We start from the raw sequence: 15,922 nt of genomic DNA, 5'->3' as shown, positions 1-15,922 counted from the left end.
CACAAAGGAGCCGCATGAGACCCACCCGCCGCACCGTCCTCACCGCAGCCGTGGCCGCCGCCACAACCCTCACCGGATTCCGCCCCGCCCCGGCCGCCGCCCCCGACCTCCAGCCCCACGCCTCCTACTGGTTCCCCGACGCCCTCCTCTCCTGGGATCCCCGCACGGACCCCGACCTCCCTTTCAACCGCGCCACCGTCCCTCTGGCCCCCCGCTTCACCCCACCCCCGCCCACCCCCACGGCTCACGCCGACCGCGCCCGCATCAGCGCCCTGGTCTCCTTCGCGCCGACGTCCGGCAATCCCTCCCAGGGCTCGCCCACCGCCGATCATTACGCGCTGACCCACTGGGCGTACCTGGACGAGCTGGTCTTCTGGGGCGGTTCGGCCGGCGAGGGGTTGATCCTCGCCCCGACCGCGCCCGTGATCGATGCCGCCCACCGCAACGGCGTACCCGTGCTCGGCACCGTCTTCCTGCCGCCCACCGCCTACGGGGGCCGGTTGCGCTGGACGCGCGACCTCCTCCGGCGCGGCTCGGACGGCGGTTTCCCCGTCGCCGACAAGCTCGTCACCGTCGCCCGGGAGTACGGCTTCGACGGCTGGTTCCTCAACGCCGAGACCGGCGGCGGCGACGCCGCCCTCGCCGCGGACATGCGCGACTTCGTCGCCTTCCTCCATGATCGCGGCCGCCCCCTGCGGGTGACCTGGTACGACGCGATGGCGGTCTCCGGCGACATCGCCTGGCAGAACGAGCTCAACGAGCACAACGCCCCCTTCTTCCGCGCCGCCGACGGCATGTTCCTCAACTTCGGCTGGAACCGCCCCGGCCTGGTCTCCTCCGCCGGCCTCGCCCGCGGCCTGGGCCGCGACCCGTACGAGCTGTGGGCCGGCGTCGACGTGGAGGCGCGCGGCTGGGACACCCGCGTGGACTGGGAGGCGCTGCTGCCGCCGGACGGCCCGCCCCTGACCTCCGTGGGGTTCTACCGCCCCGAGTGGACGTGGAAGGCGGCGCCCGCCGGCGAGCGCGCCCCGGCGGCCTTCCACCGGCGCGACGACCGCTTCTGGTCCGGTGCGGCCCTCGACCCGGCGCGGCCCGCGCCCGGACCGGGGACGTGGCGGCCGCCGGCGGCCTTCGTCGCCGACCGCTCCACCCTCACGGCCCTCCCCTTCGCCACGACCTTCAACACCGGTCACGGCACGGCCTGGTACGAGCGCGGCCGCGTCACGTCCACCGCGGCCTGGAACCACCTCGGCCTGCAGGACCGCCTCCCCGGTCGCCGCTGGGTGATCCGCGCCGACGGCGCCCGCCCGGACGTCGGCTTCGACTTCGCCGACGCCTGGCGCGGCGGCAGCAGCCTGCTGGTCACCGGCCCCGGTACGCCCGCCACGACGGAGCTGTACGCCGCGCGCCTGCCCCTGACCCGGGCGACCGTGGCCGAGCTGGCCCACCGCACCGACCCGGGGTCGGGGGCGGTGCGCGTGGAGCTGGCGGTCGCCCTCGCCGAGGAGCAGCCGTACCCGTTCACGTACGTCCCCGTGGCCACCCTCCCGGCGGGCGGCGGTACGGGCTGGACCACGGCCACGGTCCCGCTGGGGGCGCTGCTGCGCGGCCGGGCCGCAGCCACGGTGTACGCCCTGGGCATCCGGCTCGCCGCACCGGACGGCGGCCCGGTGCGCTGGCGGCTGGGGGAGCTCGCCGTGCACGACGGCACGCCGCCCGCACCCCGCCCGCCCACGGCACCGGCCGTGACCGCGTCGTCGACCGCCGCGGACGGCACGGCGGCGCTGCGGCTGGCGTGGGGGCCGCCCGCGCCGCGGCGGGGCGCCGGGCGCCCGCGCCACTACGAGGTGCACCGGGTGCTGCCCGGCGGTGAACGCCGCTTCCTGGGCGGCACGTGTGGGCATGCCTACTACGTTCCGGTGCTGAGCCGGACGGCCGGCGAGCCGGCCACCCGTCTGGAGGTGCGTGCCGTGGACGAGCTGTACACCGCGTCGGCGCCCGCGCCCGTCACGTTCCGCTGGTAGTCGCCTGCCAGTCACCCGACCCGACCGGTACCGGGAGGAATCGCCGATGCACGACGACCGCACCGTCACCGAAGCCCGCCTCAAGCGCGTCCTGGACGAGCGCATCCGGCCGGCCGTGTACCCGCAGTCGGTGCCGCTGGCCGTCTCGGTGTGGCACACCCCCGGGGAACCGGTGCCCGTCGCCGAGGGCCTCGCGGCCGCCGGCACCCCGATCGAGGCGGGCGCGCCGTGGGGGCCGCCGTGGGGCACGAGCTGGTTCACCGTCAGGGGCACGGTTCCCGCGCAGTGGGCGGGCCGCACCGTCGAGGCCCTGCTCGACCTCGGCTTCGACGAGAACATGCCCGGCTTCCAGTGCGAGGGGCTGGTGTACCGCCCCGACGGCTCGCCCGTGAAGGGGCTCAGCCCCCGCAACCACTGGGTGCGCGTCAGCGACAGGGCCACCGGCGGGGAGGCGGTCGTCCTGCATGTCGAGGCCGCCGCCAATCCGGTGATCCTCGACTACCACCCCTTCGTGCCCACCGAGCTCGGTGACCGCACCACCGCCGGCGACACCCCGCGCTACCGGCTGGCCCGCATGGACCTGGCCGTCCTCGACCGCACGGTGTGGGAGCTGGTGCAGGACCTGGAGGTGCTGGGGCAGCTCATGGCCGAGCTGCCCGTCGACGGGGCGCGGCGCTGGGAGGTGCTGCGGGCCGTCGAACGGGCCCTGGACGCCCTCGACCTGCAGGACGTGGGCGGCACGGCCGAGCGGGCGCGCGAGGCCCTGCGGGGCGTGCTGTCCGCGCCCGCCCACGCGTCCGCCCACCGCCTCAGCGCGGTCGGGCACGCGCACATCGACTCGGCGTGGCTGTGGCCGCTGCGCGAGACGGTGCGCAAGGTCGCCCGGACGACCGCGAACATGACCGCGCTGCTGGAGGACGAGCCCGACTTCGTCTACGCCATGTCGCAGGCCCAGCAGTTCGCCTGGATCAAGGAGCACCGGCCGGAGGTGTACGCGCGGGTGAAGAAGGCCGTCGCGGACGGCCGCTTCGTCCCCGTGGGTGGCATGTGGGTGGAATCCGACACGAACATGCCGGGAGCGGAGGCGCTGGCCCGGCAGTTCGTGCACGGCAAGCGGTTCTTCCTGGAGGAGTTCGGCATCGAGACGGAGGAGGTGTGGCTGCCGGACTCCTTCGGCTACTCGGCGGCCCTGCCGCAGCTGGTGCGGCTGGCCGGGGCCAGGTGGTTCCTCACCCAGAAGATCTCCTGGAGCCGGACGAACACGTTCCCCCACCACACCTTCTGGTGGGAGGGCATCGACGGCACCCGCGTCTTCACCCACTTCCCGCCGATCGACACCTACAACTCCCAGCTCTCGGGCCAGGAGCTCGCCCACGCCGTGCGCAATTTCCGGGAGAAGGGCCGGGCCACGCGCTCCCTCGCCCCCACCGGCTGGGGCGACGGCGGCGGGGGCACGACCCGGGAGATGGTGGCGCGGGCCAAGCGGCTCGCCGACCTGGAAGGCTCCGCCCGGGTGCGCTTCGAGAAGCCGTCGGCGTTCTTCGAGAAGGCGCACGCCGAGTACCCGGACGCGCCCGTGTGGGCCGGCGAGCTGTACCTGGAGCTGCACCGGGCCACGCTCACCAGCCAGGCCCGCACCAAACAGGGCAACCGGCGCTGCGAGCACCTCCTGCGCGAGGCGGAACTGTGGTCGGCCACGGCGGCCGTGCGCACCGGCCTGCCGTACCCGTACGAGGCGCTGGACCGGCTGTGGAAGACCGTGCTGCTGCACCAGTTCCACGACATCCTGCCCGGGACGTCCATCGCCTGGGTGCACCGCGAGGCGGTCCGGACGTACGCCGAGGTCGCCGCCGAACTGGAGGCGCTGATCGGCGCGGCCCTCGCGGCCCTGGCGGGCGACCCCGCCGGCAGCCACACCCTCGTCTTCAACGCGGCCCCCCACGCCCGTGCCGGGGTGCCGGCGGGCGGCGCGGCACCGGCGGCCGCCCCGGACGGCGCGCCGACCGGCGTCCGGCCGCGCGAGGGCGGCGGATTCGTCCTGGACAACGGGCTGCTGCGGGTCGAGGTCGACGGACGCGGGCTGATCGTCTCGGTGTACGACCCCGCGGCGGACCGCGAGGTGCTGGCCCCCGGCGCCGCGGCGAACCTCCTGCAGCTGCACCAGGACTTCCCTGCCATGTGGGACGCCTGGGACGTCGACCACTTCTACCGCAACACGGTCACCGACCTCACCGGCGCCGACCTCGTCGAGGCGGTGGGCGACGACGGCGTGCGCGTCGTGCGCACCTTCGGCTCCTCCCGCGCCGAGCAGCGCATCACCCTGCCCGCGGGACAGCGCAGGGTGGACATCGCCACGGACGTCGACTGGCACGAGACGGAGAAGTTCCTCAAGGCCGCCTTCCCGCTGGACGTCCACGCCGAGCGGATCGCGGCCGAGACGCAGTTCGGCCACCTCTACCGGCCCACCCACACCAACACCAGCTGGGACGCCGCGAAGTTCGAGGCATGCGCCCACCGGTTCGTCCACCTGGAGGAACCGGGCTGGGGCGTGGCCCTGGTCAACGACTCGACGTACGGCTACGACGTGACCCGCAACGTCCGCGAGGAGGACACCGGCACCACGACCACCGTCCGCCTCTCCCTCCTGCGCGCCCCCCGCTTCCCCGACCCCCGCACCGACCAGGGCCCCCACCGCTTCCGCTACGCCCTCGTCCCGGCGGCGACGGTGGGGGACGCGGTACGGGAGGGACACCGCATCAACCTGCCGGAACGGCACGTGCCGGGCAGCGTGCAGGCCGTGGCCCCGCTGGTGACGGTGGACGACGACGCGGTCGTGGTGTCGGCCGTGAAGATGGCGGACGACGGGAGCGGGGACGTGGTGGTGCGCCTCTACGAATCCCGCGGCGGCCGCGCCCGCCCCCACGTGACGGCGGACTTCCCCGTGACGAGGGCATCCCACTGCGACCTCCTGGAACGCCCCCGGAAGCCGTTCGACCTCGGATCCGCTCTGCCCCTGCGCCCCTTCGAGATCGTGACCTTGCGCTTGTCAAGGGGCTGACTTCGCCCCGCCGGTTTGTGGGCAGGCGTTCCGCTGGGGGTCCCCCCAGCGGTAGCTGGGGGAGGAACGGGTGGGCACAAACCGGTGCACCGGGCCGCACCACCCGGGGGTCCGGGGCGCAGCCCCGGGAAACGGTGAAAGGGCGGGGCGGGGGCAAACCAAACCTGGACGAGGGCTCCGCTTAGCATTCGAACATGAAGCTGCGACTCCCGCGCCTGCGCCTGCGGCTGGCGGCCGCGGCCGCCGCCGTCGCCCTGCTGGGCGCCGGCACCTGGACCGTGGCGGCCACCGCCGCCGGCGGTGATCCGCCCGTCCACCGCGAGGACCGCATGCTGAGCGTCCCGGACGCCCGCATCGACATGTCGTTCTTCACGTCCGGTCCGGCCACCGGCCACCGCCGCCCCGCCGTGCTCCTCGCGCACGGTTTCGGCGGCAGCAAGGACGACATGCGGGCCCGGGCCGAGGAGCTGGCCCGTTCGGGCTATGCGGTGGTGACGTGGTCGGCCCGCGGGTTCGGCCGCTCCACCGGCCGCATCGGCCTGAACGACCCCGACCACGAGGTCGCCGACGTCGGCAGGCTTCTGGACTGGCTGGCCCGCCGCCCGGAGGTGCAGCTGGACGCCCCGGGGGACCCGCGCGCCGGCATCGCGGGCGGCTCGTACGGCGGTGCGATCGCCCTGCTCGCCGCCGGCCACGACAAGCGCGTCGACGCCATCGCCCCGCAGATCACCTACTGGAACCTGGCCGACTCCCTTTTCCCGGGCGACGTCTTCAAAAAGCTGTGGACCGGCATCTTCTTCACCACAGGAACCGCAGGCACCGCAGGAAACACGGGACCGACAGGAGCAGCCCGCACCGCGGGCACCGGCACCGGCACCGGCACCGGCTGCGGCCGCTTTGCGCCCGACCTGTGCCGGATGTACGAGCGCGTGGCCGTCGCGGGCCGCCCGGACGCCGCGGCCCGTGAACTCCTGGAGCGCCGAAGCCCCTCCGCCGTCGCGGACCGCATCAAGGTCCCCACGCTCCTCGTGCAGGGGCAGAGCGACTCCCTCTTCCCGCTCGACCAGTCCGACGCGGCCGCCGCCGCGATCCGCCGCAACGGCGCGCCGGTCGCGGTCGACTGGATCGCCGGCGGTCACGACAGCGGCACCGGCGACGAGGCCGACCGCATCGCGGACCGTACCCGGGCCTGGTTCGACCGCTACCTCAAGGGCGACACCACGACCGGCACCGGCCCGGCCTTCCGCATCAGCCGCACCGGTGGCATCGACACCACCGACGGCCGGGCCCGGTTGCGCGCGGCGACCGCCGACGCCTACCCGGGCCTGCGCGACGGCACCCGCACCGTGCGCCTGTCGGGTGGCCGGCAGGCGTTCGGCAACCCGGCGGGGGCGGCGCCCCCGGCCCTGTCCGCCGTACCGGGCCTGGGCGCCGCGGCCGGGCTGCAGTCCCTGGGCACCGGCGCCGGCATCGGCTTCTCCCTGGACTTCCCCGGCCAGCACGCCCGGTTCGACTCGGCGCCGCTGACCGAGAGCGTGCACGTCACCGGCATGCCCACCGCAACCGTGCGCGTGGCCTCCGACACCGGCGAGGCGGTCCTCTTCGCCAAGGTCTACGACGTCGGCCCGGACGGCCGCCAGGTGCTGCCGGGCCAACTGGTGACGCCGGTGCGGGTGACCGACGCCGAGGACGGCAAGGACGTGCGGCTGCGCCTGCCCGCGATCGACCACACCTTCGAGGCCGGTCACCGCATGCGGCTGGTGCTCGCCGCCACCGACCTGGGCTACGCCTCGCCGGCCACCCCGGCCACGTACACCGTCTCCCTCGCCCGGCCGGACCTGAGTGTGCCGACCGCGCCGGGCGTACGGACCGGTTCCTCCGGGCTGCCGTGGTGGACATGGGGGCTGCCGGCCGGCGGCCTTCTCGTCGCGGCCGCGATCCTGTTCACCGGCCGCCGCCGCTCCTCCGCGCCACCCGCCGACCCGGCACTGGCCGACGTGCCGCTGCAGATCACGGACTTGAGTAAGCGGTACGCGGGGAGCGCCGACCGGTACGCCGTGCGGGATCTGTCCTTCCGCGTCGAGCGCGGCCAGGTGCTCGGCCTGCTGGGCCCGAACGGCGCCGGCAAGACGACGACGCTGCGCATGCTCATGGGCCTGATCCGGCCCGACGCGGGCGAGATCCGCGTCTTCGGCCGGGCCGTGCGGCCGGGCTCGCCCGTGCTCTCGCGCGTCGGCGCCTTCGTCGAGGGCGCGGGCTTCCTGCCGCACCTGTCGGGGCGCGCCAACCTCGACCTGTACTGGCGGGCCACCGGCCGGCCCGCCGAGGACGCCCACCTGGACGAGGCCCTGCGGATCGCGGACCTGGGGCCGGCGCTGGAGCGGCCGGTGCGCACCTACTCTCAGGGCATGCGGCAGCGCCTGGCGATCGCCCAGGCCATGCTCGGCCTGCCCGACCTGCTGATCCTGGACGAACCGGCCAACGGCCTGGACCCGCCCCAGATCCGCGAGATGCGCGAGGTGATGATCCGTTACGCCGCCACCGGCCGGACCGTCATCGTCTCCAGCCACCTGCTGGCCGAGGTGGAGCAGTCGTGCACGCACCTGGTGGTCATGGACCGCGGCCGGCTCGTCGCGGCGGGCCCGGTGGCCGACATCGTCGGCTCCGGCGACACCCTGCTCGTCGGGGTCGACGGCCGGCTGTCCGACGTCACGACGGACAAGGTGGCCGCCCTGCCCGGCGTGGCCTCGGCGGTGCGCACCGACGAGGGCCTGCTGGTGCGGCTGGACGGCGCGAGCGCGTCCGAACTGCTCGCCGAACTGGTGCGACTGGAGATCCCCGTCTCCAGCGCCGGGCCCCACCGGCGGCTGGAGGACGCATTCCTGACCCTGATCGGAGGATCGGCATGAGCACGGCGGCGCAGTCCACGACTGCCGCGCCCGGCTACCGCGCCCGGCACACCCTGCCGCTGCGGGTGGAGGCGGCCCGGCAACTGCGGCGACGGCGCACGGTGGTGATGGGCGCCCTGCTGGCGGTGCTGCCGTTCGTCCTCATCGCCGCCTTCGCCGTCGGCGGCGATGGCCGAAGCCGCGACGGGCGGGTGACGCTGATGGACACCGCCACCGCCTCCGGGCTGAACTTCGCCGCGACCGCGCTGTTCGTCTCGGCCGGCTTTCTGCTGGTGGTGCCGGTCGCGCTGTTCTGCGGCGACGCGGTGGCCTCGGAGGCGAGCTGGTCGTCCCTGCGCTACCTGCTGGCCGCGCCCGTGCCCCGGGCCCGGCTGCTGCTGAGCAAGCTGACGGTGGCCCTGGCCTTCAGCGCCGCGGCGATCGTCCTGCTGCCGGCCGTGGCCCTGGCCGCGGGCACGGCCGCCTACGGCTGGGGCCCGCTGCGCATCCCCACCGGCGGCTCCCTGGACGCGGCGACGGGCACGGGCCGGCTCGCGCTGGCGGTGGCGTACGTCTTCGTCGGCCAGCTGGTCACCGCGGCGCTGGCGTTCTGGCTGTCCACCGTGACCGACGCGCCGCTGGGCGCGGTCGGCGGCGCGCTGGGGCTGACCATCGTCGGCAACGTCCTGGACGCCGTCACCGCGCTCGGCGACTGGCGCGAGGTGCTGCCGGCGCACTGGCAGTACGCCTGGGCGGACGTCCTGCAACCGCACGCCGAATTCGCCGGCATGATCAAGGGCACGGCCGTCTCGACCGGCTACGCGGTCGTCCTGATCGCCCTCGCCTTCCGCCACTTCGGCCGCAAGGACGTCGTCTCGTAGGACGACCTGTCCGGCGGATCGGGCAGCGCCCTGCGGCTGCCGCCGCGTGGGCGTGACACGGCAGTCCGTCTGCGGGTGCGTCGTGGCTTGTCGCGCAGTTCCCCGCGCCCCTACGGGGCGCCCCGTAGGGGCGCGGGGAACTGCGCGATCGACCACCGACGGCCCGCAGTCTTTCAGCGGTGCCGCACCAGCGGGAAGGGCAGGGTCTCGCGGATCGACAGGCCGGTCAGGAACATCACCAGCCGGTCGACACCGATGCCCAGCCCGCCCGTCGGCGGCATCGCGTACTCCAGCGCGCGCAGGAAGTCCTCGTCCAGCTCCATGGCCTCCGGGTCGCCGCCGGCCGCCCGCAGCGACTGTGCCGTCAGCCGGCGGCGCTGCTCGACGGGGTCGATCAGCTCGGAGTACGCCGTGCCCAGCTCGGTGCCGAAGGCCACCAGGTCCCAGCGCTCGGCCACCCGGGGATCGGAGCGGTGGGGGCGGGTGAGGGGGGAGACGTCGGTGGGGAAGTCCTTGTAGAACACCGGCAGCGTCGTGCGCTCCTCCACCAGCCGCTCGTACAGCTCCAGCACGATGTCGCCGTGGCCGTCCTCCGGCCGGTACGGGGTGCCGGTGGCCGCGCAGTACGCGCGCAGCGCCTCGATCGTGGTGTCGGCGCCGACCTCCTCGCCGAGCACCTCCGACAGCGCACCGTAGACGGTCTTGACCGGCCACACGCCCGAGATGTCGTGCTCCGTGCGCTTTCCGTCCTCGTCGGTGCGCACGGCGATCGCCGAGCCGTGGGCGGCCACGGCGGCCTGCTGGATCAGCTGACGGGTCAGCTCCAGCATCACGTCGTAGTCGGCGCAGCCCTGATAGGCCTCCAGCATCGTGAACTCGGGGTTGTGCTTGTAGGACACCCCCTCGTTGCGGAAGGTGCGGCCCAGTTCGAAGACCTTCTCCAGGCCGCCCACGCACAGGCGCTTGAGGTACAGCTCGGGGGCGATGCGCAGGTACAGGTCGAGGTCGTAGGCGTTGATGTGGGTGGTGAAGGGCCGGGCGTTGGCGCCCCCGTGGACCTGCTGCAGCATCGGCGTCTCCACCTCCAGGAAGCCGCGGTCCAGCAGCCCCTGGCGCAGCGCCTGGGCCACGGCGCTGCGGGCGCGCAGCGTCCGGCGGGCCTCCGGCGAGACGGCTAGGTCCACGTACCGCATGCGCACCCTGGCCTCGGGGTCGGTCAGGCCGCGGCGCTTGTCGGGCAGCGGGCGCAGGCACTTGGCGACGAGCCGGGCGCGGGTGACGAAGAGGGTCGGCTCGCCGCGGTCGCTGGTGCCGCTCACGCCCTCGGCCTCCAGGTGGTCGCCGAGGTCGACATGGGTGGTGAAGCGCCCGAGCAGCTCCTCGCCCGAGCCGTCGCGGGTGAAGGCCAGCTGCACGTCCCCGGACCAGTCGCGCAGGACGGCGAAGGCGATGCCGCCGTGGTCGCGCACGAGCATGACGCGCCCGGTCACGGTGGCGTGCTCACCGGTGCGGGAGCCGGGGGCGAGGCCGGCGGCGGCCGCGCGGACCTGCGCGCAGGTGTGGGTGCGCCGGGCGTCCACGGGATAGGGGTCCACGCCGGCGGCGCGCAGCCTCTCCAGCTTGCGCCGGCGCACCCGTACCTGCTCGGGCAGCCCGGCCAGTTCGTCCACCGCCGCGCCTGCCTCCTCGCCCTCGGCCAGGCCCAGCTCGGTCAGCGAGGGCAGCCCGGCGGTGGAGGCCGGCCGGGACAGGCCACGGCCCCGGCCGCGCCGCCACAGCTTGCCCAGGCTCGGAACGGCCACGAAGCCCTCGGCGATGCCGGCGGCCAGGCCGATGCGGGCCAGGGCACCGGCATCGGCGTAGCACAGGAAGCGGGGGTGCCACTCGGGGTTGTACTTGACGTTCGAGCGGTACAGCGCCTCCAGCTGCCACCACTTGGAGAAGAACAGCAGTAGCTTGCGCCACAGGCGCAGCACCGGGCCCGCGCCGATGCGGGCCCCTTCCTCGAACGCCGAGCGGAAGACGGCGAAGTTCAGCGAGATCCGCTTGACGCCGAAGCGGCCCGCCCGGGTGCACAACTGGGCGACCATGAACTCCATGACGCCGTTGGGCGCGGCACGGTCCCGGCGCATCAGGTCCAGAGAGATGCCGTCCGGCCCCCACGGCACGAAGGACAGCAGCGCGATCATCGTCCCGTCGGCGTCCAGGGCCTCCACCAGCAGGCAGTCGCCGTCGGCCGGGTCGCCGAGGCGGCCCAGCGCCATCGAGAAGCCGCGCTCGGTCTCGGTGTCCCGCCAGGCGTCCGCCCGCCGGATGACCTCCTCCATCTCCTCGTCGCTCAGCTCGAAGTGGCGCCTGACGCGCACGGTCGCCCCCGTGCGCTCGACGCGGTGGACGGCCTGCCGGGTCACCCGCATCTCCCGGCCCTCCAGGTCGAACGTGGCGACCTGCAGGATCGCCTCGTCGCCCAGCTGCAGCGCACCCAGCCCCGCCCGCGCGTACGCCCGGGCCCCCTCCTCGCCGGCACCCATGACGGCGGGCTGCCAGCCGTAGCGGCCTGCCACCTCCAGCCAGGCCCTGATGGCCGGGTCCCACGCCTCGGGGTCGCCCAGCGGATCGCCGGAGGCCAGGCACACGCCGGCCTCGACGCGGTAGGTGACGGCGGCCTTGCCACTGGGGGAGAAGACGACGGCCTTGTCGCGCCGGGTGGCGAAGTAGCCGAGCGAGTCCCGCGCGCCGTAGCGGCGCAGCAGGGCGCGGATGCGCGCCTCCTCGTCGCCGTGCAGCGCCGCTTCCAGCCGCTGCGAGCGGAACAGCGCCATCGTCGCGTTGAGCAGCGCCAGCGCCCCGAACAGGCCCAGCAGGAAGTAGACCCAGTGCGGCGGGTGCCCGGTGAAGTGCCGGGAGCCGACCAGCCCGCCGCACACCCGGTTGGCCACGAACAGCAGCCGCTTGCCGGCCCCGGGCTCCAGGGTGCCGGGGAACAGCGCGACCAGGCCCCAGCCCACCAGGGTGGCCACCACCAGCCCGGCCACCAGCACCAGCAGGGCCCGCAGGAAGGCGCCGCGCCGGGACGCGGCGTAGAACTCGCGCCGGGCCAGGATCAGCAGCGCCATGGCCGCCACGCACAGCACGAGCGAGGGCAGGGTGTCCCAGTAGCCGACCGCCAGCAGCAGCGCGTCCGCCAGCAGGAGCAGCGCCAGGTAGGCCAGGACGAACCAGAGGGTGACCCTCTTGCGCGCGGCCGTGGCGGCGGCGAGCAGCAGCAGGAAGACGGCGAGGGCGAGGTTGGCGGCGGTGGGCACGGTGAGCAGGTCCAGCCCGCGCGTGACCGGCGCAAGGGCCCGGCGCAGGGGCGGGATCAGCGAGGTGACCGCACAGTACGTGCCGAGCAGCGCGAAGAAGATCGCGAACCCGTTGGGCACCCGCCGCAGGAAGCGGTGCCACCCCGTCACCCGTTCGGCCTCCGGTGCGCCCTGCCGTACCTCCGTCCTGCCCGCCGCGTCGGCTGCGCGGCCCTCGGCTGTGCGGCTCATTCCGTCAGCCTAGGCAGGTCGGGGGCGCCCCGCCCGCCGAACGCGGCACCCGATCGTGTCCCGTGCCGGACCATGCCCGCGTCTCTGGGACATTTACGGATGTTCCGCCCGTCCGAACCGGTTGATTCCCACCCGAATGGAGTATGCCCGCGAAGGGCTCCGCCACGGTGGGATAGGCGAGACTGGCGCACGTCCACCGCCGCTTGGCCGAGGAGGTCCACCATGGCCGTTTCGATTTCCGTGGTCCTGTTGCTGCTGATCCTGTCGGTGGTCTTCATGCGCAGCGGGGGTCTGCGGGCCTCGCACGCGATGGTCTGCGTGCTGCTCGGCTTCCTGCTCGCCAGCACGAGCGTCGCGCCGACCATCTCCCACGGGCTCTCCGCCACCGCCGAACTCGTCAGCGGCGTCAGGCCCTGACCGGGCGCCCGGAAGGCGCCCGGCGCTGCTGCGCGGCCCCTCAGCGTCCGATCTCGACGTCCTCCAGGACACCGAGGGCGTCGGGGACGAGCACGGCCGCAGAGAAGTAGGTGCTCACCAGGTACGAGGTGACCGCCTGCTCACTGATGCCCATGAACCGCACGTTCAGACCGGGCTGGTACTCGTCGGGGATGCCGGTCTGGTGCAGGCCGATGACGCCCTGGTTCTCCTCGCCCGTGCGCATGGCGATGATCGAGCTGGTGCCCGTCTCACTGATGGGGATCTTGTTGCACGGCAGCAGCGGCACGCCCCGCCATGAGCGCACCGCGCTCCCCAGCACCTCGATGTTCTTCGGGTACAGCCCCCGGCTGTTGCACTCCCGGCCGAAGGCGGCGATCGTGCGCGGGTGCGCCAGGAAGAACTGCGTCTTGCGGCGCCGGGAGAGCAGTTCGTCGAGGTCGTCGGGGGTGGGTGGGCCGCTGCGGGTGTGGATGCGCTGGCTGAGGTCGGCGTTGTGCAGGAGCCCGAACTCGCGGTTGTTGACCATTTCGTGTTCCTGGCGTTCGCGCAGGGCCTCGATGGTCAGGCGGAGTTGCTGTTCGAGCTGGTTCATGGGCTCGTTGTAGAGGTCGGCGACGCGGGTGTGCACCCGCAGCACCGTCTGCGCCACGCTCAGCTCGTACTCGCGCGGCCTGAGCTCGTAGTCCACGAAGGTGCCGGGGATGACCGGCTCGCCCGCGTGACCCGAGGTGATGGCGATGTCGGCCTCGCCGCGCTTGTTGGCCTTCGGCGTGGGCCGGGAGGCGAAGCCCTCCACGTGCGCCCGCAGCGACTCCGAACGCTCGGCCAGCTCCTGGAACGCCCGTACCGGCAGGGCCAGGACCGTGCACCGGGTCAGGGCCCGAACAGTGAAGCCCCAGGTGCCCTCCGGCTCCAGCGGCACCCGCTCGCCGAAGTAGTCGCCGTCGGCCAGCGTGCCCAGCGAGGTCTCGTCCCCGTACTTGCCCGTACCGGTCTTGGCGAGCTTGCCGTGGGCGATCAGGAAGACCTCGTCCGCGGGCGTGCCGGCCTCGACGAGCGTCTGGCCCGCGGTGTACTCCCGCTGCACGAAGGCGTCGGCCAGCGCTTCGAGCACGTCCGCATCGTGGTAGTCGCGCAGCAGCGGCAGCTCGCCCAGCTCCGGTGGGATGACCCGCACCTCGCTCCCCGTGGAGATGAACTCCACCCGGCCGTCGCCGACGGTGTACGTCAGCCGCCGGTTGACGCGGTACGTGCCGGCCGAGACCTGGACCCAGGGCAGGACGCGCAGCAGCCAACGGGAGGAGATCCCGCGCATCTGTGGGACGGATTTGGTCGTCGTCGCGAGCTGGCGGGCCGCGTCCGTCCCCAGGCTCAGCTGCTGCGCCGCCTGGTTGGTGGTGGGCTCCGACTCCACTGATGTGGTCATGTACGGTGATCACCCATCTGTGAGGAACATGCAGGGAACATGCGGGGGACGTGCTGCGGGAAAATGTGCTGCGGGAAAACGTGCTGCCGAGAGCGGCCCCGGAGCGGGACGTCCGCAAGAGCCGGGCGGCGGCTGTCGCCCATGACCATGGGCCCGCCCGGCTGTCGCGGTGGCACCGGATTGCGCGGCTGTCAGTGCCCGATCTCGACGTTCTCGAGAATTCCCAAGGCGTCCGGCACCAGGACCGCCGCCGAGTAGTAGGCGCTCACCAGATAGGAGATGATCGCCTGGTCGCTGATTCCCATGAAGCGCACCGAAAGGCTGGGCTGGTATTCGTCGGGAATTCCCGTGCGGTGCAGCCCGATGACACCCTGCGACTCCTCACCGGTGCGCATCAGGAGGATGGAGCTCACGCCGTTCTCGGTGACGGGGATCTTGTTGCAGGGAAAGATCGGCACCCCGCGCCAGGCGGGGAGGCTGTGCCCGCCGACCTCGGTGCTGTCCGGGTAGACGCCCCGGCGGTTGAACTCGCGGCCGATGGCGGCGATGGTGCGCGGGTGCGCCAGCAGGAACCCGGGGTCCTTCCAGACCGTCGCGAGCAGTTCGTCGAGGTCGTCGGGGGTGGGTGGGCCGCTGCGGGTGTGGATGCGCTGGCTGAGGTCGGCGTTGTGCAGGAGCCCGAACTCGCGGTTGTTGATCATCTCGTGTTCCTGGCGTTCGCGCAGGGCCTCGATGGTCAGGCGGAGTTGCTGTTCGAGCTGGTTCATGGGCTCGTTGTAGAGGTCGGCGACGCGGGTGTGCACCCGCAGCACCGTCTGCGCCACGCTCAGGCCGTACTCGCGCGGCGTGGGCTCGTAGTCGGCGAAGACGCCGGGCAGCGCCGGCTCGCCCACGTGGCCGGAGGCGACGTCGATGGCCGCCTCGCCGTGCTCGTTGTGCGGGCGGGCGGTCCGCGTCCGGTACGCCTCGACGTGGGAGCGCAAGGCGGGGGAGCCTTCCAGCACCTCGTGGAACGCCTGGTGCGGCAGGGTCAGCACCGTGCATGCGGTCACCGCCCGCACGGTGAAGTCCCAGTTGCCCTCCTGGCCCGCGGCCAGCGCCTGGTCGCCGAAGTAGCCGCCGTCCGCGAGCACGCCGAGGACGGCCGGCTCGCCGTACTCACCGTCGTGCACCTTCTCCGTCTTGCCGTGGGCGATCAGCACCACCTGGTCCGCCGGGCGGCCCGCCTCCACCACCAGCTCGCCGGGCGCGAACTCGCGCTGGGTGAAGCGGTCCGCCAGCGTCTGGAGCACCTCGGCGTCCGAGAAGCCGCGCAGCAGCGGCAGCTCGCCGAGCTCCGCGGGGATGACCCGGACCTCGGCACCGGTGGTGAAGAACTCCACCCGGCCGTCGCCGAGCGTGTGCGTCAGCCGCCGGTTGACCCGGTAGGTGCCGCCGGAGAGCTGGACCCACGGCAGCAGGCGCAGCAGCCACCGGGAGGTGATGCCCTGCATCTGCGGCACGGACTTTGTCGTGGTCGCCAGATTCCGGGCGGCCTCCGTACCCAGACTCAGCCGGTCCGGTGGATTCTCCGTGCCCGCCCCGGTCTCCACTGACGTCGTCATAAGCGAATGCCCACCCATCCCGTCGGGAACTGGCCAAGAGGGAACTGACCGTTACCGACCCGCGGGG

At 73.6% G+C, this 15,922-nt stretch carries 8 protein-coding genes; 5 read left to right on the top strand and 3 right to left on the bottom strand.

Annotation, left to right across the window (positions count from 1 at the left end; translation table 11 throughout):
• Positions 1–14: 14 nt before the first annotated feature.
• From AC27L3_RS02920 to AC27L3_RS02905, 4 genes are all read left to right on the top strand, one after another.
• On the top strand, positions 15–2,024 hold the full coding sequence (locus tag AC27L3_RS02920) for an endo-beta-N-acetylglucosaminidase (RefSeq protein WP_487232398.1): 2,010 nt from the start codon (positions 15–17) through the stop codon (positions 2,022–2,024).
• Positions 2,025–2,070: 46 nt separating this feature from the next.
• A complete protein-coding gene (locus AC27L3_RS02915; protein ID WP_487232397.1) occupies positions 2,071–5,082 on the top strand; it encodes an alpha-mannosidase in 3,012 nt (1,003 codons plus the stop codon).
• Between the two features lie 194 nt (positions 5,083–5,276).
• Positions 5,277–7,991, top strand: a complete 2,715-nt coding sequence (locus tag AC27L3_RS02910) for an alpha/beta fold hydrolase (protein WP_487232396.1) — start codon at positions 5,277–5,279, stop codon at positions 7,989–7,991.
• On the top strand, positions 7,988–8,851 hold the full coding sequence (locus AC27L3_RS02905; protein ID WP_487232395.1) for an ABC transporter permease: 864 nt from the start codon (positions 7,988–7,990) through the stop codon (positions 8,849–8,851). Before AC27L3_RS02910 ends, AC27L3_RS02905 begins: the two co-directional genes overlap by 4 nt.
• Positions 8,852–9,024: 173 nt before the next feature.
• Here the strand turns inward: AC27L3_RS02905 and lysX are convergent, their stop codons facing one another.
• Positions 9,025–12,387 (bottom strand): bifunctional lysylphosphatidylglycerol synthetase/lysine--tRNA ligase LysX, encoded by a 3,363-nt coding sequence (gene lysX, locus AC27L3_RS02900; RefSeq protein ID WP_487232394.1) that lies wholly within the window; start codon positions 12,385–12,387, stop codon positions 9,025–9,027.
• Positions 12,388–12,609: 222 nt separating this feature from the next.
• Between lysX and AC27L3_RS02895 the strand changes: the two genes are divergently transcribed.
• A complete protein-coding gene (locus tag AC27L3_RS02895) occupies positions 12,610–12,804 on the top strand; it encodes a hypothetical protein (protein WP_365965897.1) in 195 nt (64 codons plus the stop codon).
• A 40-nt stretch (positions 12,805–12,844) separates the two neighbouring features.
• On the opposite strand, the gene AC27L3_RS02890 is transcribed toward AC27L3_RS02895, so the two are convergent.
• Complete coding sequence (locus tag AC27L3_RS02890) at positions 12,845–14,251, bottom strand: family 2B encapsulin nanocompartment shell protein (protein WP_487232393.1); 1,407 nt, start codon at positions 14,249–14,251, stop codon at positions 12,845–12,847.
• A 191-nt stretch (positions 14,252–14,442) separates the two neighbouring features.
• Positions 14,443–15,855: a family 2B encapsulin nanocompartment shell protein gene (locus AC27L3_RS02885; protein ID WP_487232392.1), complete on the bottom strand. Its 1,413-nt coding sequence runs from the start codon at positions 15,853–15,855 to the stop codon at positions 14,443–14,445.
• Positions 15,856–15,922 lie beyond the last annotated feature (67 nt).

This window comes from Streptomyces sp. PKA51 (assembly GCF_057552455.1).
Note: the sequence above shows the minus strand (reverse complement) of the source record. Positions and strands in the feature narration are given on the sequence as shown.